This window comes from Fimbriimonadaceae bacterium, assembly GCA_023957775.1.
Classification (GTDB): Bacteria; Armatimonadota; Fimbriimonadia; order Fimbriimonadales; family Fimbriimonadaceae; genus JAMLGR01.
In genome coordinates this window covers 127,052-147,953 of the sequence record JAMLGR010000005.1, presented here as the reverse complement: position 1 = coordinate 147,953, position 20,902 = coordinate 127,052, and the positions used below count along the sequence as shown (strand labels likewise).

General features: G+C 66.6%; 17 protein-coding genes. 8 read left to right on the top strand and 9 right to left on the bottom strand.

The genetic code is table 11. The features are described 5' to 3' along the window. Position 1: 1 nt before the first annotated feature. A complete protein-coding gene (locus M9921_05940; protein MCO5296381.1) occupies positions 2-1,834 on the bottom strand; it encodes a DUF5693 family protein in 1,833 nt (610 codons plus the stop codon). A gap of 1 nt (position 1,835) precedes the next feature. After that, positions 1,836-2,522: a rhomboid family intramembrane serine protease gene (locus M9921_05935; GenBank protein MCO5296380.1), complete on the bottom strand. Its 687-nt coding sequence runs from the start codon at positions 2,520-2,522 to the stop codon at positions 1,836-1,838. Positions 2,523-2,612: 90 nt separating this feature from the next. On the opposite strand from M9921_05935, the gene M9921_05930 reads away from it, so the two are divergent. From M9921_05930 to rimO, 4 genes are read left to right on the top strand one after another with little or no spacing between them, the layout of a single operon-like run. Further along, entirely contained in the window at positions 2,613-3,821 is a 1,209-nt protein-coding gene (locus M9921_05930) for a prolyl oligopeptidase family serine peptidase (protein ID MCO5296379.1), read from the top strand. Continuing rightward, the gene (locus M9921_05925; GenBank protein MCO5296378.1) at positions 3,803-4,576 is read left to right on the top strand and encodes a GNAT family N-acetyltransferase; all 774 of its coding nucleotides are present in this window, start codon (positions 3,803-3,805) and stop codon (positions 4,574-4,576) included. Before M9921_05930 ends, M9921_05925 begins: the two co-directional genes overlap by 19 nt. A 9-nt stretch (positions 4,577-4,585) precedes the next feature. Beyond that, on the top strand, positions 4,586-5,470 hold the full coding sequence (locus tag M9921_05920; GenBank protein MCO5296377.1) for a DUF1559 domain-containing protein: 885 nt from the start codon (positions 4,586-4,588) through the stop codon (positions 5,468-5,470). Positions 5,471-5,492: 22 nt separating this feature from the next. Continuing rightward, on the top strand, positions 5,493-6,866 hold the full coding sequence (gene rimO, locus M9921_05915) for a 30S ribosomal protein S12 methylthiotransferase RimO (GenBank protein ID MCO5296376.1): 1,374 nt from the start codon (positions 5,493-5,495) through the stop codon (positions 6,864-6,866). Positions 6,867-6,939: 73 nt separating this feature from the next. Here rimO and M9921_05910 read toward each other — a convergent pair whose 3' ends face one another. Continuing rightward, a complete protein-coding gene (locus M9921_05910; GenBank protein ID MCO5296375.1) occupies positions 6,940-8,346 on the bottom strand; it encodes a hypothetical protein in 1,407 nt (468 codons plus the stop codon). A 230-nt stretch (positions 8,347-8,576) separates the two neighbouring features. Then, complete coding sequence (locus M9921_05905; protein MCO5296374.1) at positions 8,577-9,611, bottom strand: quinone-dependent dihydroorotate dehydrogenase; 1,035 nt, start codon at positions 9,609-9,611, stop codon at positions 8,577-8,579. A gap of 153 nt (positions 9,612-9,764) precedes the next feature. On the opposite strand from M9921_05905, the gene M9921_05900 reads away from it, so the two are divergent. From M9921_05900 to M9921_05890, 3 genes are all read left to right on the top strand, one after another. Further along, positions 9,765-11,834 (top strand): DNA gyrase subunit B, encoded by a 2,070-nt coding sequence (locus M9921_05900; GenBank protein MCO5296373.1) that lies wholly within the window; start codon positions 9,765-9,767, stop codon positions 11,832-11,834. 226 nt (positions 11,835-12,060) lie between these two features. After that, positions 12,061-12,720 (top strand): PEP-CTERM sorting domain-containing protein, encoded by a 660-nt coding sequence (locus tag M9921_05895; GenBank protein MCO5296372.1) that lies wholly within the window; start codon positions 12,061-12,063, stop codon positions 12,718-12,720. 88 nt (positions 12,721-12,808) lie between these two features. Next, on the top strand, positions 12,809-13,465 hold the full coding sequence (locus tag M9921_05890; GenBank protein MCO5296371.1) for a hypothetical protein: 657 nt from the start codon (positions 12,809-12,811) through the stop codon (positions 13,463-13,465). A gap of 74 nt (positions 13,466-13,539) precedes the next feature. On the opposite strand, the gene M9921_05885 is transcribed toward M9921_05890, so the two are convergent. Further along, on the bottom strand, positions 13,540-14,121 hold the full coding sequence (locus tag M9921_05885; protein MCO5296370.1) for a riboflavin synthase: 582 nt from the start codon (positions 14,119-14,121) through the stop codon (positions 13,540-13,542). 1 nt (position 14,122) lies between these two features. After that, entirely contained in the window at positions 14,123-16,459 is a 2,337-nt protein-coding gene (locus M9921_05880; protein ID MCO5296369.1) for a hypothetical protein, read from the bottom strand. 112 nt (positions 16,460-16,571) lie between these two features. On the opposite strand from M9921_05880, the gene M9921_05875 reads away from it, so the two are divergent. Continuing rightward, complete coding sequence (locus tag M9921_05875) at positions 16,572-17,042, top strand: SPFH domain-containing protein (protein ID MCO5296368.1); 471 nt, start codon at positions 16,572-16,574, stop codon at positions 17,040-17,042. A 25-nt stretch (positions 17,043-17,067) separates the two neighbouring features. Here M9921_05875 and M9921_05870 read toward each other — a convergent pair whose 3' ends face one another. From M9921_05870 to ribH, 3 genes are all read right to left on the bottom strand, one after another. Beyond that, the gene (locus tag M9921_05870) at positions 17,068-19,257 is read right to left on the bottom strand and encodes a hypothetical protein (GenBank protein ID MCO5296367.1); all 2,190 of its coding nucleotides are present in this window, start codon (positions 19,255-19,257) and stop codon (positions 17,068-17,070) included. A 42-nt stretch (positions 19,258-19,299) separates the two neighbouring features. Continuing rightward, the gene (locus M9921_05865) at positions 19,300-20,067 is read right to left on the bottom strand and encodes a sulfite exporter TauE/SafE family protein (protein ID MCO5296366.1); all 768 of its coding nucleotides are present in this window, start codon (positions 20,065-20,067) and stop codon (positions 19,300-19,302) included. 133 nt (positions 20,068-20,200) lie between these two features. Continuing rightward, entirely contained in the window at positions 20,201-20,881 is a 681-nt protein-coding gene (gene ribH, locus M9921_05860; protein MCO5296365.1) for a 6,7-dimethyl-8-ribityllumazine synthase, read from the bottom strand. Positions 20,882-20,902 lie beyond the last annotated feature (21 nt).

The following is a 20,902-nucleotide window of genomic DNA, read 5'->3' as shown; positions in this document are numbered from 1 at the left end:
ATTAGCTCCCTGGGCGCGTGAAGACCCGCGCCACGAGCGCCCATAGAATCGCGCCGAGTATACCGCCCGCCAGGAAGCCCACCCCGATGCGGGCCAAGCTCAGCGCCACGGGCGTATGGAGGTGGCACAACGTGTTCACAACGCTGGTCTGGCCGATCGAACCCGCCACCAGGGCCACGGCGGCCCAACCGGCCGCATTCCCCTTCGCCCCAGCCGCGCGCTCCCGGATCCAGAGCGCGAGTCCGAGGATCAAAAGGGGGTGGCCGACCAGGAACTCCTTCGTGCGCGGCCGCACGAACAACAGGGCGTCCAGCACGCTCCGGAACTTGATCTCCAAGCCGCTCACCGCGGCCGGATTGTCGTTGCCGGTACGGGTCGCCATCAGCGCGAGCGCCGCCAGAGCCGCAAGCGTCAACAGGGCCTGGCTCCAGCGGATGGTGCCCCCGAGCGCCTCCTTCGGATCGGCGAGCTTGCGGAACAACAGCCAACCGATCAGGCCGATCGGCAGGAAGTGGGCGGCCTTGACGCCGGAGAACTGGTCCGCGCGCACGAGGTAGGGCAGCCCGTTGAGCATGCCGGCCACGACGAGGCCGCCGACGAGGCTCGTCGCGGTCATCGCCAGGTACTCGACCACCCAGCTCTTCGACTGGCGGGAAAGCATCGCGGCGTACGCGAGCGTCGGGAACGTCACGGCTCCGACGAGCGCCATCCACGAGCGCCCCGCGTCCACCCAACACGCGATCCCCAACAACCCGAGGACCACGTATCCGACCTTCCGCCCGCGAGGATCGGAGACGAACAGCGTCCCGACCCACATGGCCACCGGAGCGACGGCCAGCCCGATCAGCCAGAGCAACGGACGGGGTGGCGCGGGCTCCTCGAACGGGCGCGAGACGCCGAGGTCGCCGCCCTGCTTCCGAAGGTCGACCCCGATCGCGGCCATGAAGTCGCCAAACGAACGAATCGGCTGCTGCGCAGAGTAGGTGAGGGGGCGCAGCAGGAGCATGCGCATGTTGCGCTCGCGGGCGGCGCGCACGTAGCGGTCGACGGCCTCGGAGAGGGGGAGTTTGTCAAGTTCGGCCGCTTGCGCGGAGTGGAGGCGCACCACGTTCTCCGGGGCCGCCGCCACGACGTTCGCATCGCCGCCGATCTTCACGAACTCGGGCGTGCAGTAGCGGATGCCCGTTTGGGCTAGGGTTTCCTCGAGCACGTCCAGGTTGTCCCGCCGCCCCAACACCTGCTCCCCCTGCGGCAGGAAGTAGCTGGCACCCAGCTCCTTCATCCATCGCACGGTTTCGCGCACGGTCTCGGCGCCGGCGCCGGCGGGGTTGGACGCGCGCGCGACGATCGCAAGCCCCGCGTCGCGCACCGCTTGGGCCACGTAGGGGTTCAGCCCGATCGCGAGATTGCGCACGGTCATGGGCGCCACGCGGTGCACGATGAGGCGGTCCGGCGCGGCCCGCATCGCCGCGCCCTCTCCAAACCGGACCACGACGCCGCGCTCGACCCGGTCCAGGGTCGACGCGGGGCCTTGGAGGGTGACCAGGTAGGGGCTTCCCGGGTTCTCGCCGGACGTCATCGTCACGGAGCCCACCAGAAGGAGATCCGAGACGAACTGCTCGGAGATCACGACTCCGCCCAGACCCTCTTGTTTCAGGCTGTACAAGGACGCGTTCAGCGGCAGGTCGACCGCGGCGCCCAGCTCTTGGATGGTCTCCGCCTCCGCCACGATCGTGACGGCCCGGTTGCGTTGTTCGGCGCGGTAGCGATAGCCGATCGAGGCAAGGCTCGCGAGGGCGGCGAGGGCTGCGCAACCCCAGACCCACCGAGGCACACTACTCCCCAAACTCATGGTCCAACTCCAACATCCGACCCCGCAACACGCGCTCGCGCCCGCCCATCACCAGCACCGTTGCCATGCCGGCGAGGAAGCCGCCCACGTGGGCCCAGTTCGCCACGCCCTCTTGGGGGATGAAGATCTGCCAAAGGAACCAAACCCCGAGCAGCACCCATGCGCTGAACACGACCGTGATGAACGCCAGCAACGGGATGTAGACTTCCACCTTGTTTCCCGGAAAGAGGAGCAGATACGCTCCCAACACTCCCCCGATCGCGCCCGAAGCCCCGACCGTCGGGATCGGCGAGGACGGATCGACGTAGATGTGGGCGATGCCTGCGACCAGTCCCCAGGCGAGATAGTACAACGCGTAGCGCATCGGCCCCAACGCGTTCTCGACGCTGTTGCCGAACGCCATTAGAAACAGGAGGTTACCGACGAGATGCATCAACCCGCCGTGGAGGAACATGGACGTGAAGAGCGTCACCAGGGAGAACTGGTCGCCCCCGCCCGTCAACCCCGCGACCACGACGGCGGGACGCATGGCCAACCCGGCGAACACCACGCTCGGCCCGGTCAGGTGTCCCTGCCGATCCCAGAAGTAAACCACGCAGTTCAACGCGATCAAGGTCCACGTCACCAGCGGCACGCGCGTGTTGATCTGGTTGTCGCGGATCGGGATCATGCTCGCGCCAGTCTACCGGGGGGTCGCAGGTTGCAGGAACGAAAAGTCAAGCGCCGCAGGAGAGTCCCCCTCGGTGTCGAAAGCGGTCGCGTGAAAGCGCGCGTCCTCGCCTGGGTGGGAGCGATTCTGGTCGTCGGTTGCGCGTACGCGTCGCCGGGCGATGGGATGGATTTGCGCATCGCGCCCCCCAAGATCGCTTTTGGCGATTGGCGGAGGCTCTCCGAGACCGAAACCACGGTCGAGTACGCGATCGAGTTCCCCAGCCCCGTGGCGACGCCCTATCCGGTCAACAACCGGGTGCCGATCCGCGCGCTCCTTCCCCAGGGAACGGAGGGGCCGATGCCGGTCGTGGTCGTCCTCCACTACTGGGGCGCCTCGGATCAGCGCGTCGACGTCGCGCTCGCGCAGGAGCTAAACAGCCGCGGCGTCGCGGCGGTCCTGGTGACGTTGCCCTACCACCTGTCGAGGACGCCTCCCGGAGCGACTTCGGGGCAGTACGCCATCGAGCCCGACCCTCCCAAGATGCGGCGGACGATGGAGCAGTCGGTGCTGGACGTGCGGCGCACGGTGGACTGGATCGCTTCGCGGCCCGAGTTCGACACGAACAAGATCGGTCTTGCGGGCACGAGCCTGGGCGCGATCGTGGGCGCCACGGCCTACGCGGTCGAGCCCCGCTTCGCGGCGGCGAGCTTCGTTCTCGGAGGAGCCGACCTGGCGCACATCCTCTGGCACAGTTCGCGAGTCGTCCAGCAGCGCGAGGTGCTGCGCGGCGCGGGCTACCTGGAGGGGTCCTTGCGCGACGAGTTGAGTTCGATCGAGCCGCTCACCTATCTTTCCGAGAGGCGTCCGGCACCCGTGTTCCTCGTCGGCGCGCGGTACGACTCGGTGATCCCGCCCGCCGACACCGAGAAACTTCGGGCGGCGCTTCCCGGTTCGCAGATTCTCTGGGTGGACACCGGGCACTACGGCGGAGTGTTCGTTCAAAGGAAGATCCTCCGTCTGGTGGCGGAGTTCGAAGGGGCGGCGTTGGAGGGGCGGCCGTTCTCCGCGCCCGAGCGAATCTACGCCCCCACGCTGCGGATCGGCGTCGAGATGAACTCCGCGCGCGGCCTCCAGGTGGCCGCCGGGATCGATCTGTGGCGCACGAGCCCCAAGGCGGAGGGCTTCGCCACCTTCTTGGTGACGCCCAAAGGCGCCGAGGTCTTTCTCGGGCACACGATCAGCAACGGGTTTGCCGTGGGTTTCGTCGCGAAGCCGTCGGGGATTTCGCTGGGAGCATTTTGGAGCACGATTCTGTAGTCGCCTCGCTGGCAAAACTGGCCTCGCTCAATTTGGCGACGACCTACTTGGCGCTCGGCAAGTCCTCCGAGGGTTCGACGGTCTTCGAGGAGTCGGGTTTTGGAGGTTGCCTGGGTCCGACCCCGCACCCCGTGTGCAACTTCGCCGTCGGCCTGAACCTTGGCCCCTCGGACCCGGCCCGTCTGGCGGAAATCGCGAGCGCACGACCGCAGTTCAACATCTACGCGTGCCCGACGGACAGACCGCCCGACCTTGGAGCCCAGCTCGAGCGCGAAGGGTTTCGCAACGCTTACCGCCTGCGCCAGATGATCGGGCGAGGGGGAGCGGCGGCGAGTGGAATCGTCCCCTCCGAGGTCCGATCGCCCAGCGATCGCGATGAGACGGCGGGGTTCATGATGCGCGAGTTCTTTGGGCGGTCGGACGGCCCTTCGCGCGACGCCGTGCGGCGAGCCACCGCGGCCGCGGAGGAGTTGGAGCTTCACTGTTTCGACGAGGCTGGAGAGACCGTTGCGGCGGCGATGTTGAGCCGGAGCGAGGGCATGGTGGGCCTGTACAACCTGTGCGTCCGCAGGGATCGTCGGGGCCGGGGATGGGGCGGCGCCGTGGTGCAGTGGGCGCTCTCCACGGCGTCTGAAAAGGAGTGGGTGACCCTTCAATGCGACGGCGTTTTGGAGAGCTGGTACGCGAAGCTGGGATTCCGCTCGATCGGCTCGGTGGAAGTCTATGTTTGGGATCGCGCGCTAGAGTTGATATAATCTGTGGTAGTGGAGCGACCCGTGTTTAGGCGCACCCGTGGATTTACCCTTGCCGAGCTCCTGGTGGTTCTTGCCATTCTGGTGATCTTGGCCGGGATTCTTTTCCCTGTCTTCCAGGGTGTGCGCGCCTCTGCCCAACGGGCCGTGTGCCTCTCCAATTTCCGGCAGACGACCCTTGCGGCGACCCTCTACATTTCCGACTACGACGATCGCTTCATGCCCGCGAACTACCGCCCCAACACGCTGGCCAACTCCCGGAACGACCGCACCTGGGTGCAGCTCCTGCTCCCCTACGAGCGCAGCTTCGCGCTGTTCCGATGCCCTGCGGACACGGGAGTTCGGGACCACATCGAGGCGACCTTCGACCAGGACCTGGTCCCGGGCGACACGGAGTCCCGTTACTACTCGGCATCCCAACGTTCGAACATCGGCTACAACTACCTGTATCTCTCGCCCATCATGCGGCCGCTTGGCGGCCATTGGGCCGCATTCCCGCGCTTGGCGTCGATGGTGGGCAACCCGAGCAACACCGTGATGTTCGTGGATTCCGTCTGGGATCGAGACGCGCACGGGGTGCCGTTCGGCGGCGGAAACTACCTGGTGGTGCCGCCTTGCCGATTCGTCGAGCGGAGCGGCCAGATTGTCGACACGTTCCGCATCGACCCCACGAGCGAGATCTTTACGCCGAACTACGGTTGGAAGGTCAACTCACCCTATTCGGGGCAGCAATTTGGAGGCGCGTGGCCGTGGCACCGAGGCCACATGAACATCGCGCGCGTCGATGGCAGCGCCCGATCGCTCACGCCGACCCAACTCGCCGCAGGTTGCCAGATCCGCAACGATTGGGAAGGCAAGATCACCAGCCCCGGCAACTACGGTTGGGACCTCAACTAGCCCCAGCGGCCATAATCCCCCCATGTCCCCCGACTCCGCGAACGTGCGCATCGTCACTCTCGGGTGCGCGAAGAACGACGTCGACAGCGAGGAGATCGCCGGGGTGCTCCTCGAGGCGGGCTACCGCGTGGACGGATCGGCGGATCGCTCCGACGTCACCGTGATCAATACGTGCGGGTTCCTCGAGTCGAGCAAACAGGAGAGCATCGAGGCGATTCGCGAGGCGGTGGATCAGAAGAGGCGGGGCCTCACGTCGAAGGTCATCGTCGCCGGCTGCCTCAGCCAACGCATGGGGGCCGAACTGCGCGAGCTGGCCCCGGGGGCGGACGCCTACGTGGGCGTGGGCCATATGGGCCGTTTCGACGAGATCGTGGGCCACACCCTGCGTTCGAGCGAGGCCCTCCTCGACGTTTCACCGCCGCACCACCGATGGGCGAACGTGCCGACCCGGGTCCGGGCGGGGAGCCCATGGTCCGCGTATCTCAAAGTCAGCGAGGGGTGCGACCACAAATGCACGTTCTGCACGATTCCGAGCTTCCGCGGCCGGCACGTGAGCAAGCCCCTCGAGCGGGTGGTCGCCGAGGCCCGGCACCTGGTGAAAAGCGGCGCGAAGGAGATCAACCTGATCGCGCAGGACGTGACGCAGTACGGGTACGACCTGTACCGTGCCTTCACCCTGCCGAAGCTGCTGCGGGAGTTGAACGCGATCGAGGGCCTCGAGTGGATCCGGATCCTCTACTTCTATCCCAACCGCCTGACCGACGAGGTCATCGAGGCCATGGCCACCCTCGACAAAGTCGTGCCGTACATCGACATCCCGCTGCAGCACGTCCACCCGGAGACCCTTCGGCGCATGAAGCGGCCCTGGGACGGCAAGCGCTACCTGGGATTGGTGGAGAAGCTTCGGGGGGCCATGCCCGACGTCGCGGTGCGGACCACGTTCATCGTCGGATTCCCCGGCGAAACGGAGGAGGAGTTCGCGGCCTTGCTCCAGTTCGTCGAGGACGCGCGCATGGACCGGGTGGGAGCGTTCGTGTTCAGCCGCGAGCCCGGGACGCCCGCCCACGATTTGCCTGGCCAGGTTCCCTTCCGGACGCGACGAGCGCGATACGATCGATTGATGCGCTGCCAGCAAGCCGTGTCGCTCGCCAAGAACGAGGAGTGGGTCGGTCGGACGTTGCGCGTGCTGGTCGAGGACGTGCGCGAGGGGTGGTCGATCGGCCGCTCGCACCGCGACGCGCCCGAGATCGACGGCCTGGTGTTCGTGGAAGGCGTCCACGCGCCCGGTTCGTTCGTGCCGGCGGTCGTGACCGCGGCCGAGCCGTACGACCTCTTCGCCCAGCAAACCGCCGTCGAGGCGCCGAAACGCAAACGCGCGCCCCGCGTTCCGCAGTAGCGGAGCCGGGACGGGAAAAAAGAGGCCGCCGGGGCGGTTGGTCCGACGACCTCGATTTTGATTGTGAACGGAGCTACCGAAGTAGCGCTAGCACGGCTTGTGGAGCCGAGTTGGCTTGCGCCAGCACGGCCATACCGGCCTGCTGCAGAATCTGCAGCCGTGTAAAGTTCGTCATCTCCGCGGCGACGTCCGTGTCGCGCATCTGGGATTCCGAAGCGGCGAGGTTCTCCTTGGCGATGCCCAGCGACCGAATGTTCGAGTCGATAGCGTTTCGCTGGAACGAACCGATCGCACCCCGCGACTCGGAGACCTGCGTGATGGCGGCGTCGATGACCTGCAGCGCTTCGTTCGCCCCCGTCGCGCTGGTGAGATCGAGGTTGCTCATGTTCTTGCCCGACACCGCGGTCCCACCAAGCTGCGCGGCGGAGAAGTTCCCCAGCGCCAGGTTGATCGTTTGGCCCACGTTGGCGCCGATTTGGAACTGAGCGGAACCGACCGTGAGCTGGGCGATGGCCGTCAGGGCACTCGTCAGGTTGCCGTTCTCCGTCAAGGTCAGCGCGTTGCCCGTGGAGTCTCGCAGCACGAGCCCCTTGCCCTTGTCGAAGGTGACGGTGGCGAGGCCGCCCGCCGTCGCGCCGTTCGAGTCGATGATCACCGAGGCGACCGAGTCCGTGCCGACGCTCGCCAGCGTTCCCGCAGCGCTCAGGAGCACGCCGGTGCTGTCCGAGAAGTCCACACGGGCGTTCGAGCCATAGTTGCCCTGCGTGAGCACGACGCCCGCGCCCGCCGTCCAACTGGCGCTGACGCCGGTGGAGGACGAGGAGTTGTTGATCCGCGCAACCACATCCGAGATCGTGTCGGTGTTCGACGTGGAGAATGTGAGCCCGTTGATCGTGAAGCTGCCGGCGTTGACCGTGGTCGTAGCCGCTGCGAAGGTGCGCGTGCCGGTGACCGTCGCCTTGGTGGCGGCGGTGGTGACCTGCATGGTCACGATCGAGTTGGTCGTGATGGCCGCACCGTTGAAGTTGCCGGTGAAGCTGATGCCCGCGACGTTGGCGCCGTCGGTGATCGACGCGACGACTCCCGCGCTGCCGTCCAGCAAGCGCTTGGTGCCGAACTGCGTCTGATTCGCGATGCGCGAAATCGAGTCCGCGATCGAGATGAGTTGGTTCTGGTTCGCCTGGGCCTGAGCCTCGGTCAGCGTTCCGGTGTTGGCCGACGCCACGGCCAGAGCCCGAGCGTCGCGCAGGAGCCGGTTGACCTCGTCGAGGGCGCCCTCCGCCGTCTTGGCGTAGTTCACCGCGTCCTGGTTGTTCTTGATGGCCTGGTCGAGGCCGCCGATCTGGGCGCGGAAGATCTCCGACGCGATCAGACCCGCGGGATCGTCCGCTGCCGAGTTGATGCGAAGCCCCGTCGAGAGGCGATTGATCGATTGTCCGAGTTCCGTGCCGCTCACACCCAGATTTCTCAGGGCGTTCATGGCCACGATATTCGTGTTCACCCGAAAAGACATGTTCCTTCCTCCGTGATTCGCCAGCACTGGGCTTTGGCCCGTGCCGGCCGCCCCGTGTCACAATCTGTCGATTCGAAGGCCTTATTCCCGGTAGGATTGCTGGAGACCCTGGTAATTTTACTGGGTTTCTGGTGTTTCTACCAGGCGGTAGGAATACGGGTCGAAGGACCAAGGACGAGGGACCAACAACCAGCCCCTTAGGCTCGGGTTCCCCGCAGGTCGGCCAGCGAGGCGACGCCGTCCCGGCGCATGAGGTCCACGAGGGTCCGCAGGGCCGCGGGCGCCATGCCCGGGCCGCCGTAGATCCAGCCGGTGTACACCTGGCACAGGTGCGCGCCGCGCGCGATCTTCTCGTAGAGGTCCAGGCCGTCGAAGATGCCCCCGACGCCGATCAGCACCACGGACCGGTCGCAGCTTTGGAACAGGTGCCCGAGCACCTCGTTGGAGCGGCGGCGCAGTGGCTCGCCGGACAGTCCGCCCTCCTCGTCGATCGAGGTGGCCAGACCCTCGCGGCGGACCGTCGTGTTGGTGGCGATGATGCCCGTGAGCTTCGCCTCGTGCACCACACCGACCACCTCGTCGAGCGCCTCGGATTCCAAGTCGGGCGCCACTTTGACGAACAGCGGGCGCTCGGCGTCGACCTCCCGCAGGGCGTGGACGATCTCAAGCAGCGGACCCTTCTCCTGAAGGGTTCGCAGGCCCTGCGTGTTCGGCGACGACACGTTCACGACGAAGTACGCCCCCAACTTCCGAAGGAGTTTGAAGCTCTCCGAGTAGTCCTGGAACGCCGCCTCCAAAGGCGTGTCCTTGGACTTGCCCAGATTCACGCCGATCGGGAGGGCAGGGCGGGCGGCGGCAAGACGGGTGGCGATGGCGCGCGCGCCCTCGTTGTTGAACCCCATCCGGTTGATCAGCGCGCGATCCGCAGGGAGCCGAAAGAGCCGGGGCCGGGGGTTTCCCGGCTGGGCGCGGTAGGTGATCGTCCCCACCTCCGCGAACCCAAACCCCAACGCGCCCCAGTGCGCCACCGCCTCCGCGTTCTTGTCGAATCCCGCGGCCAGGCCCAACGGGTTCGCGAACTTGACGCCGAACAACTCCTGTTCGAGGATCGGGTCGGCGAAGGAGGGCGCCCGCAGCCAACCGCGGGCGATCACCGCCATCCCAAGTCGATGCGCCGTCTCGGGAGGCAGCAGGAACAGCAGCGGTCGGACGACGGCCGCATAGAATCCCATGCACCCATTATGCGGGGAAAGCCGCCGCCCAAAGGCCGAACGACCCTTCCTTTGAACCTAAATCGCCCCCCTTCTTCGGGTAGAATTGCAAGGTTGGAGTCGTTAGAATGCGCCTCCCGAGGCGCTATCGCGCAAGGATGAATCGAGCCAGCCATGCCCTCTCCGGAAGAACCCGAAAATCTGCAAGAAGCCCCGTCCACGAAGAAGAAGCCTGCGCACAAGGGCGACTACACCGCGGAACAGATCCAGATCCTGGAAGGGCTCGAGGCCGTGCGGCGTCGCCCCGGCATGTACGTTGGCGACAACGGCAAGAAGGGCCTCCACCAGATGTACAAGGAGGCTCTCGACAACTCCGTGGACGAGGCCCTCGCCGGGCACTGCGACAACATCGTCACGACGATCCACGCGGACAACTCCGTCTCGGTGCGCGACAACGGGCGCGGCATCCCCGTGGACATGCACACCAAGTACGGCAAGAGCGCGCTCGAGGTCGTGATGACCGTCCTCCACGCGGGGGGCAAGTTCGGCGGCGGCGGCTACAAAACGTCCGGCGGCCTCCACGGCGTCGGTGTGAGCTGCACCAACGCGCTCTCCAAGTGGTGCGAAGTCGAAGTCGTCCGCGACGGCAAGGTGTACTACCAGCGCTACGAAAAGGGCATCCCGATCGAGGACGTCAAGGTCATCCGCGACGCCAAGGGCCAGTCGACGGGCACGTACACGCACTGGCTTGCCGACGACACGGTCCTGACCGAAACGACCTACGACCTGCACATCTTCAAGACCCGCCTTCGCGAGCTTGCCTACCTGAACCCCCAGGTCAAGTTCGAGTTCATCGTCGAGAACGACCCCGACGAGAGCGAGGTCTTCCACTACGAGCGCGGCATCCCGCAACTCGTGGAGGATCTCAACGACGGCAAGACGACGCTCCACCCCGTGATCTACTTCAAACGGGAGAAGGAGACGACCGAGATCGAAGTGGCGCTCCAGTACCACGACGGGTACAGCGAGACCATCCTCGCGTTCTCGAACAACATCCACCAGCCCGACGGCGGAACGCACGTCTCCGGTTTCAACGCGGCGCTCACGCGCGTGGTGAACTCGTACGCGCGCAAGATGAACTTCCTGAAGGAGAAGGACAACAACTTCTCCTCGGACGACGTCTCGGACGGCCTCACCGCAGTCATCTCGATCCGCCTCGAGAATCCGAGCTACAACAGCCAGGACAAGGTCAAACTCGTCACGCCCGAGATCCAAGGGCTCACCAACTCGCTGGTGGGCGACGGCCTCACGACGTTCTTCGAGGAGAACCCCGCAGTCGGCCGGCGCATCGTCGAGAAGTCGATCATCGCCCAACGCGCCCGCGAAGCGGCACGCAAGGCCGCGGAAGCCGTGAAGCGCTCGTCGGTGATGGACACGTTCGGCCTGCCCGGCAAACTGACCGACTGCCAAAGCAAGGACGCCTCCAAGTGCGAGATCTTCCTCGTCGAAGGGGATTCCGCCGGCGGGTCCGCCAAGGGCGCACGGGACCGCCTGACGCAAGCGGTGCTGCCGCTTCGGGGCAAGATCCTCAACGTCGAGCGGGCGCGCATCGACAAGGCCCTCGACAACGAAGAGATCAAGTCGCTCATCGCCGCGCTGGGCGTCGGCATCGATCTGACCCTGGGCCGGACCTCCGAGGAGGATGTGGAGGAGGGCGCCGAGCCCAACGGCGCCCCGACGAATGGCGGGGGCCGCGACCGCGAGGTCAGCTTCGACATCGACAAGCTCCGCTACCACAAGATCATCATCATGACGGACGCCGACGTCGACGGCGAGCACATCCGCACCCTGCTGCTGACGTTCTTCTACCGATACATGAAGCCCTTGATCGCCAGGGGACACATCTACCTCGCCCAGCCGCCCCTCTACGTGGTCAAAGTGGGCAACAACGAGCGCCACTACGCGCTCGACGACGCCCAACTCGAGGAGATCACCAAGGGGATCAAGAAGAAGAACTACCAGATCACGCGCTTCAAGGGCTTGGGCGAAATGAACGTCGAGGATCTGGAAACCACGACGATGACCCCCGAGAACCGCCGCCTGGTGCAGGTCAAGCTCGACCCCGAGTTCCAAACCGAGATCGAGATGATGTTCAGCCGGCTCATGGGCGAGAAGGTCGAGCCCCGGCGCGAGTTCATCGAGAAGCACGCCAAGAAAGCGCTGAACGTGGACTGGCACTACTAGAGCCGGAAGGTTTCACCGATCAGCACGCATCGGGTGCCACGCCGGCTCGACGGGCGTGATCCCCCTATTCGGCCAGTATTCTTGCCAGATTTGGCCCCCGTATAGGTTGGAGATTGCGGTTTTGTGCGCAACGCATCCCCACTCCCAGCCTCTCCCTCTCCATAGTCTAGTGCGCTCGAGCCGAATCGGTCGAAAGCCGACCCGCGCGGCGCCTGAAAGGAGCACTATGAAGAGATCGATTCTTATCGCTTTGGCCGTCGCGACGGTGCCGCTCGCACATGGCCAACAGATCGTTTACCAGAACATCACGGGAATGACCATCGCGTCGTACCGCATGGCCTCGGGAAGCAATTCGTCCTTGGAGTTTGGCGACGAAGTCTCGCTCGCGGGGACCCTTCGTCAAATCAGCCAGGTCAAAACGATCATGCAGGTCCAAGCCACGGGGCTCGGCACCTACGACTTCGACATGACCATGCGATTCCGCCAGCTTGACGGCCCCGCCGGGGCACCGGGAACGGTGTTGGGAACGCCCATCACGTACCAGATCCGAGCGCTGGCAGAAGGCGCCTGGAACTTCACGCTGCCGGTCGCCACGCCCGTCACCGTTCCGAACTCGTTGGCGGTGACGTTCCAGCTTGCTCGCGTCGGTGGCAACACGGGCGGGGTCGGCTTCCAGTTCAATGCGGCGAATCCCCCCGCGGTCGGAAACAGCGATCCCACCTTCTTCTGGCGCGAGAACACGGCTGGAGGCACCTGGGGCAAATACAACTTCAGCGGCACCAACGCGAATCTCGCCTTGGAGCTGACCGCTGTTCCCGAACCCGCTTCGATGCTCGCCCTCGGACTCGGCGCGGCCGCGATGCTTCGACGACGCCGAAAGGCGTGAACCCCGGTGGGGCTCCAGCGACACCGCTCGGTGCAGCTGGAGCTCCCTCGGTGAGAACCCGCCCGGGATGGGCGGCGTCCAAGAGGGTATGCGCCCATTCCTCGCGACGCTCGTGATGCTCTGCATGGCCCCCTGGGCTGGGGCACAGGGCCTGAAGATCGCACTCCTACCCCCCTCCTTCGCGACCGATACTCCGCGTTTGGCCGAGGCCGAACCCGCATGGGTGCGCGCGGAAATCGGTCGCCAACTCCTCCAGGTGCTTGGGAAGAGCTTTGCCGGGAAAGGCCATCAATGGGCCTCCCCGAACGCCGTCGCGCAGGCCCTCGAGGCGTTGGAGTTCGACCCCGACGAACCTCGGACGCGGGACGTGGCCCACTTGGGCGCCCTCGGAAGAAAACTCGACTGCGACGTCGTCCTCCTGCCGGTCCTCGAGTCCATCTCGCAGAAGAACTTGGGAACCACCGCGATCCTGGGAAGCAGCGCGAAGCCTCCGAGCGAGACCCGCGTCCGCGTGCGCCTTTGGGCGATGGACCTGAAGGAAGGGACGATGCGGGTCGCCGGGCGCGAAGCGGTCGAAGGCGTTGCCAAAGGCCCTTTCTTCGGCACGACCCGACGCGACGAGATGTCCGGCAACCCGGCGGACAAGGACGTGATCATTCGCCTCGAGAACCGAAAGCGAGCCGAGTGGATCGCCCGCGCCGCCACCGAGGCCATCCGCAAGTCCCTGGCCTTCTGGCTGTCCTAGCCTGGGAGTGCGCGAGCTTGCTCGTCGCCCCGCATCGCGGCGACTTGTCGCCGCTCCGGCCCGCGCTCGCCCCCCTAGCGGTCGCCACCTTCCAGCAACTTCGCCACATGCTTGGCCAGCACGTCGTACTCGAGATGCACGGCGTCGCCCGGCTTCCGATCGCCGAGGTTCGTCGCGGCCAAGGTGTGGGGCACCAGCGCCACCTCGAACGTGCGGCCCTCGGGACGCACGACCGTCAGACTCACCCCGTCCACGGCGATCGAGCCCTTGTCGATCAAGAAGCGCTCGCCGCCCGCGGGGACCTCGACGCGAAGGGTCGAGCCCACATCGGACGGCTCGAGTCCCACCACGCGGCCCACGGCATCCACGTGCCCCTGCACGAAATGGCCGCCCAGCCTGTCTCCAACCCGAAGCGCCCGCTCGATGTTCACGCGTCTTCCAACCCCCAGCCTCGCAAACGTCGTACGCGAGAGGGTTTCGCCGCTGAGTTCGAACGCCAACCCGTCCGCGAACTCCACCACGGTCAGGCAGCAACCGTTGGCCGCGACGCTCTCTCCCAACGCCCACGGCTCCTCGTTGGGAGGTACCTCGAGGCGCAGGGTCTTCCCGTCGAACGCCCGCACCACGCCCACCGCTTCGACGAGTCCCGTGAACACGCTACGGCCCTCCCACGATCTGAACACTCAGAGGCCGCCCAGTCAGCTCCAGCCTCTCCGGGCAAGGCGTTGCCCGAACGCCGTTCACACGAATCGTCTCGAACGATCCCAAGACCGCAAAGCGCCAACGGATCGCCCCATATCCGGAGGCCAACGTCTCCACGGTCAAATCCAGGACGCCCGCCCTCCACTTCGCCCGAACCGACACGGTCGACCGTTGCCCATCGCGATACCCGAACGAGATGCCGTCATCCGCGTGGTAGCGCGTCTCGGACTCCCCGCGCCCGTCCGCACGAGCCGCCACGAGGAAGCAGACGTCTTTCAGATCCGCCGCCTCCGAACCCGCCATCGGGACGATCGCACCCTCGCGGAGATACAACGGAGTGGACGCCAGCGCCCGGTTCGCCACGTGCGTTCCCGGTTTGACCCACGCGCCGGTGTTCGCCTCCAGCCATGACGTGCGGCCCGGAAGCACCACGCATCGGTTCCGAGCCCTCTTGAGCAAAGGGGCCTGAAGAATGTACGGCCCCACGAGAAACTGGTCGGCCACCTCCGCAAGGTCGACGCCCGGCCGCGAGTCGAATTCGGCCACCAGGGGCCTCAGAATCGGCTCGCCCGACAGCTCCTGCTCGGCGAACAGGTTGTACAGGTAGGGCAAGAACCGATACCGCAGCCGGATGTAGCGCGCGATCGCCCGGCCGACCCCGCCCGGGTAGCGCCACGGCTCCTGGGGCTTGGAGTCCTTCACCGAGTGGTTGCGGAAGAACGGAAAGAGGAAGCACGCCTTGACCCAGTCCAACATGAGCCGGGGCGACGCGTCGTCGCCAAACCCGCCGATGTCCGGTCCGTTGAACGGCAGACCGCTCAGCGCCAAATTGAGGCTGGTGGGGATGCAGACTCCGAGGTAGAAGTCGTTCGACAGATTGTCGCCCGTCCACGCGGCGGAGTATCGGCTGGTGCCGGCGAAGCCGGAGCGCGTGAGGAGGAACGGCCGCTCGTGGGGGCGCGCGGCGAGGAATCCCTCGTAGCTCGCCTTCTGCATGCCAAGCGCGTAGAGGTTGCGAAACGCCGCATGCGGCAGGCGGCCCCTCTGGAACCGCATGCCGTGGGGATCGACCGGTCCGGTGGAGGGGTCGTTCATGTCCAGCCAAGCCCCGCCGAACCCCTCGCGCGCGAACGCCTCGACCCGGGAGGACCACCAAGCGCGCGCCTCGGGAAGCGAGAAGTCCGGAAACACGGTCTCTCCGGGCCACACCATGCCCACGTAGGGCGATCCCTCGGGACCGTGGCAGAACAGATCCTTGGCGACCCCATCGTCGTATACGTCGTAGCCCTTCTCGCGCTTCACACCGGGGTCGAGGATCGCCACGATCCTCCTGCCCTTCTTGGCGAGAGCCTCCGCGGTGGCCTTCACACCCTTGGGGAAGTGGGCCGGATCCACCGTGAACACGCGGTAGCCCCTCATGTAGTCGATATCGAGCCACAGCCCGTCGCAAGGGATCTCGTGCCGCGTGAACTCGCGATCGAGACCCTGGAGGTCCTTGTGGCCCGCATAACCCCAGCGCGACTGGTGGTAGCCGAGCGCCCAGAGCGGCGGCAGCGGCGTCGTGCCGACGAGCCGCTGCAGCTTACGCGTCAGGCCGTTGAGTGTCGGGTCGTGCAGGAGCCAGAGGTCCGGTTCGCCTCCCTCGTTGCCGATCAGCAGCGTGGGCGCGGTTCGTTGCCACTCGACGAAGACGGGCGCCTCGTCGATGCCCGGCGTCTCCATGAACGCAGGCCAGGGGCTCGCCAGAAGCAAACCGACAAAACCATTCGGAACCCTAATGATAAGGTAGGGGATCGAGAGATAGGGAGGGTCGGCCGGATGCTCGGTCCACTGGGCCCAGTGGAAATCGCCCCACACGTCGGTGTTCCAGAACTTCGTGCGCAGCCCCGACAGTTCGAGCCGCCCAAAGGTCTTCTCTCCCATCCCGAAAAACCGTGCGGTAGGCGGCACCTCGAACTGCCACAGCGAAACCTCGCCACAGACTCCGAAGCCGGCCCCGGGAGCACTGGACAGGATGGGCGCGCCGTCCTCTCCCCGGAGCACGAGGCTGGCGTCGGCGCCCACGTCCAGCGTCGCGCCGCCCGGGGCCCCCGGGGGCGGCATCAGCGCGTCGACAACCAGATTCTCGGACCATCCCTCGTGGCCGCGCACGCGGACGCGGTGCACGCCGTCCGCATACGAGTCGACGAGCAGCTCGAGTCGGTGCGGACCCACCTCCAGTCTTCGAGAGCCGCTCTTGTACGCGCGCGCGAAAGTGAAATTGGAGCGGTGCGGATACTTGGTGAAGAACATGGTCCGCGCCTATTCTGACCGAGGCGGACCCTCGGGCGGCACCCCTGGTGCTTTGGTCGAGCCTCGAACGTCCTCTGAGTGAGGGGTCGACGGACTGCCGGCGCGCGTCTCCGTGTTCGTTTCGTTCCGCATCGCGGACCCCGTGCGCGCCCTCCTCGAGCACGAGAGCTGGCAACTGGCGATGCACGCGGTCGTCCAGGTGGCGCTCCGCGAGGTGGTGACCGGCACGACGGCGGACGAGATGCTCGCGGCCAGAGGAACCCTCGGCACCCAGATCGCCGAGCGGGTCCGGCCGCGCTTTGCCGAGCTTGGCCTCGAGCTCGAGGGGAGCATCGACGTGCGCGACATCACGTTCCCAGGCGATCTCAAGCGGGCCTTCGCCAAGGTGCTGCTGGCCCGGAAGGAGGGCGAGGCCGCGCTGGAACGCGCCCGAGGAGAGCAGGCCGCCCTGCGAAGCCTCGCCAACTCGGCGCGTTTGATCGCCGAGCACCCGGGTCTCCTCCACCTCCGCGCGCTGCAAGCCGCGGAGCAGGGGGCGACCGTCGTGTTCGGGGAGCTTCCCCCGGGAACCGCCCCAGGATGATCCGCGAGACGTATGCGCTCCGCCCTCAGAGGGTCTCTTGGCCCGCGGGGCGCTTCTCACGCCGACCCCTCCACACCAGTTCGTAAGGGACCGGTGAGTCGATCGTCAGCCGTTCGCTCTCCCAGGCCACGCGAAGCAGCCCGTCCGGATGGGCGATGCGCGCGTCGAACCGCCTGAGCGAGCCGGGGTGGGGCTCGATGCGAGCGGCCTTCCACCCTGGGGCCGCGCTTTCGACGCCCGCCACGATTTGGAAGAACCCGAGGATCGGGTGCGCCGACCAGGCGTGGCAATCGCTGCGTGTCGGTTCCGGGTTCTCGGCGAACGTCGTCAACCCCGCTTCGATCATCTCCTTCCAAGGCGCGAGCCCGGCCAGATAGTCGATCGGGCGCATGGCGAGGTGCTTGTAGTAGGAGAAGTAATAGGTGCACCGTGCCGCGCCCGCCTTCGCCAAGGCTTCGGCGGGCCAGGGGTCGGGCTCGAGCCCTGCCATGCGCTGCCAGACGCGCCACAGCGCCTCGGCGTGTTCGCTCGGCTCCTCGTCGAAGCCTTCGCGCGATGGGGATGGCGGATTCGCGGCAGCGAACGACGGCATCTCCAAACCCCTCGCGGCCATCTCGGTCTCGATGGCCAAATCCAGCGGCATCGGCGCCGTCTCCATGAACGCGCCCAACCCTCGCCATGCCATCTCCCGGGTGAGCCGGTGGATGGGCGAGCGTCCCCGCAGCGGCGGCTCGCCCCACCGCCAGCCCGGAACCCAGTCGGCGAAGTGCCAAAACGGAGCGTCGGGCGCGTCGGAGTGGGCCTCGAGCGATTCCAACACCCACTCGGCTTGCCGCTGGCGCCCCACGTCGTACGCCACCCGATCGTAGAGCATCTGGTCATACAGCATCAGCACCCACCACGCCGAAAACGGGGGGATCACCTGCACCTGTCGAGAGGGGTAGCGACTTTGCGTGAGGCCGTTGGCCATTTGCGACCAGCCCAGGGTGTCCACCGCATTGCGCTGGAGCGCGCGGTCGTGTCCAAGGTAGTAGCCGATCAGGGCTTGGATGCGCGTGTCGCCCGCGTACTGAAGCTGCTCGTAGTAGGGGCAGTCGAAGTACGTCTCCCCCGCGCAACGCTCGGCCGTGCGCACGGCCACCTCCCAAATCGGTTGGACCCACGGATCGTCGGCCTCGAAGGACGAGTCCACGGCAATGGGGTAACCGGTCTCCACGGCGTCGAACGCGTGGACCGTCAGCGTCTGCGTCGCCTCCAAGCGCACGTACCGAAACGTCCGCCACCAGAGCGTTTCGAGCGTACGGCGGGTCCCGTCGAGCACGAACCGATCCTGCATCCCCTGCACGGCCTTCCCCGCAACCTCGTTCCGGTTCCCCTTCGCGCCGTCCGGCGTCCAGGGCGCCTCGGCGTAGGCCACGGTGAGCCCCGCGCCTTCGGGTCCCTCGAGGGTCAGCCTTGGGAAGGCGCAGAGCAATTCGCCCCAATCGAGCACGACCGGCTGGCCGGGCCGAAGGGCCAGAGGTGGGGAGAGCGCACCCTCCTCGGGACCGCCCTCGTCGCCAAGAAACCCCCTTCGCACCCGGGGACCCGTTTCGCATACGTCGTATCGCATCGCGGGGAGCGTGCGGGGGACGAGCATCCACGGCGTTCCGCCGCCCGGGGTGCCCCGCTCTTCGGCCGCGCAAACGGTATGGGCCGGCCGCCACTCCGCAGGAGGCGAGTCCCCGCCCGTGCGCCAACCCCAGGGCGCCCCTCGGAAGTCCACGGCTTCGCCGGGGCCCACGTCGATGTAGAACTCCCCGACCCCATCGTGCATCATCGCGAAGTCCCAGTTGCCGAGCTTCAGAACCTCCCAGGCATCCGGGGTCGATGCTCCCTCCGCCTCCAGGACGAACGCGGTTCGGACGGAGTGCTGGGCCATGGGCGCCATCCAGCCGAAGTTCCAAACCAGCGCGGCGATCCAGTTCTCCCCGGCACGAAGGTGCGGGGCCAGATCGACGGTTTCGTAGAACCAGTGCTGGGGATCCCCGCGCTGCGGGCCCCAGACCACCAACTCCCCGTTGACGAACAGCTTGTAGCGCTGGTCGGCGGAGACCCGTGCGATCAGGGTCGAGGGAACCTCGGTGACTTGGAGCCGACGCCGAAAGCCAAACACTCCCACATCCAGACGAGGGTCGTAGGCAGGCGAGATCCAGTGCGCGCGCCATCCAGCCATGCCGTGAGTATGGTCCGCCGAGAACCGACAAACGATGGGCGATCAGCGTCCCAGGGCTCGCCAGATGAACACGGCGCTCATCACGAACCCGTACGCCGCGATCCAGACGCGCAGCTTCTCCGAATCGACGCGCTGCGACACCCGCGCGGCCCAGTAGCCCCCTCCGATAGACCCCACCGTCAGGGCGAGAGCGGGCACGAGCACGACCAGCCCCTGTTGCAGCAGCAGAACGCTGGCGGCGAAGTTGATGAACAGGCCCAGCCACGTCTTCATCGCGTTCAGCTCGTGGATGTTCCCCTCCACGAAGAGCGAGAACGCCGCGAGCATCATGATGCCCATCCCCGCGCCGAAGTACCCTCCGTAAACCGCCACGAAGAACTGGATGGCCATGCCTCCGGCCACCGGGATGTGGAGCGACGTCCGGGTCGCCCACGTCTTGATGCGCCGTTGGAAGGCAAGCAGGAGGGTGGCGCCCAAAATCAACACGGGGACCGCCAGGTCGAACGTCTTCTGGCCCGTGTTGACGAGCAGCAGGGCGCCCACCAAGGCCCCGAGGAACGTCGGGATCGCGAGGGTGCGCAGGTGATGCCCGGTCTTGGGAAGCAGGTTGCGAAACCCCAACGCGCCCGCAAGCGAGCCAGGCCACAGCGCCACGGAGTTCGTCGCGTTGGCGGGCAGCGACGGCACACCCATCGCCACCAAGACGGGAAACGAGACCAGGGATCCGCCCCCCGCGACCGAGTTGATCGCCGACGCCGCCGCCCCCGCGACGACGAAGATCAACAGGGAGAGCGGGTCGGCAGCGGCCATCGGGTGCAATCTACCTCTCGGAGGCGCAGGGGGGTGCGGGGGAGTTTCACGCAGAGGCGCGGAGGCGCGGGGGATGTTTCACGCAAAGGGCGCAATGGGCGCAATGGCTGATCGACAAACGATCAACGAACGATCACCGCCCGGCGGCCGCCAAGACGTCGATCATGGCCAGCGCGGCCAGAGCCGCTTCGCGCCCCTTGTTCCCGAGCTTCATGCCCGCGCGGTCGATCGCCTGCTCAGGCGTGTCGGGCGTCAGCACGCCCCACGCAACGGGAACGCCGTGCTCCACCTGCAGCCGCATCAGCGACGAGGCCACATCCGAGGCGAGCTGCCTCGCGTGGGGCGTCTCACCCTGCAAGATGCACCCCAACGCCACCACGGCCGACGGTGGAGCCCCGCGGCGCAGCAGCGCGGCGACGGCGACCGGCAGCTCCCACGCTCCCGGCACCTCGAACACCTCGACCGCGCATCCCGATCGCGCCAGCTCCTGTTCGGCGCCGTGGCGCAGTTCGCGCGTGACGAACTCGTTCCAGCGCGATACGACGATTGCGACGACGCGATTGCGATCGTTCGGCGCCTCGACCTGCTTCCCGGCAGGCTCCGCCGGCGCTCCCGGCCGCGCCAACTCCTCGACCGAAACGCCCAACTCCTTCGCGATCTTTGCCAGAAGTCGCGCAGAGGGCTCGGTCCGCCCGTTCTCGATGTTCCACATCTCGTCCTTGGTGAGCCCGAGCGACCGGGCAAGGTCCACCTGGCGAAGCCGCGGTTCGCGCGCCTCGCGCAGCGAACGGATCCGAGAGCCGATTCCTTGCATCGTTGCGATTCTACAACGTCG

Bases quoted from the DNA above. Each gene is read 5' to 3' on its own strand.
- M9921_05935 (MCO5296380.1), bottom strand. From the start codon at position 2,522: ATGATCCCGATCCGCGACAACCAGATCAACACGCGCGTGCCGCTGGTG.
- rimO (MCO5296376.1), top strand. From the start codon at position 5,493: ATGTCCCCCGACTCCGCGAACGTGCGCATCGTCACTCTCGGGTGCGCG.
- M9921_05910 (MCO5296375.1), bottom strand. From the start codon at position 8,346: ATGAACGCCCTGAGAAATCTGGGTGTGAGCGGCACGGAACTCGGACAA.
- M9921_05905 (MCO5296374.1), bottom strand. From the start codon at position 9,611: ATGGGATTCTATGCGGCCGTCGTCCGACCGCTGCTGTTCCTGCTGCCT.
- M9921_05900 (MCO5296373.1), top strand. From the start codon at position 9,765: ATGCCCTCTCCGGAAGAACCCGAAAATCTGCAAGAAGCCCCGTCCACG.
- M9921_05895 (MCO5296372.1), top strand. From the start codon at position 12,061: ATGAAGAGATCGATTCTTATCGCTTTGGCCGTCGCGACGGTGCCGCTC.
- M9921_05890 (MCO5296371.1), top strand. From the start codon at position 12,809: ATGCGCCCATTCCTCGCGACGCTCGTGATGCTCTGCATGGCCCCCTGG.
- M9921_05880 (MCO5296369.1), bottom strand. From the start codon at position 16,459: ATGTTCTTCACCAAGTATCCGCACCGCTCCAATTTCACTTTCGCGCGC.
- M9921_05870 (MCO5296367.1), bottom strand. From the start codon at position 19,257: ATGGCTGGATGGCGCGCGCACTGGATCTCGCCTGCCTACGACCCTCGT.
- M9921_05865 (MCO5296366.1), bottom strand. From the start codon at position 20,067: ATGGCCGCTGCCGACCCGCTCTCCCTGTTGATCTTCGTCGTCGCGGGG.
- ribH (MCO5296365.1), bottom strand. From the start codon at position 20,881: ATGCAAGGAATCGGCTCTCGGATCCGTTCGCTGCGCGAGGCGCGCGAA.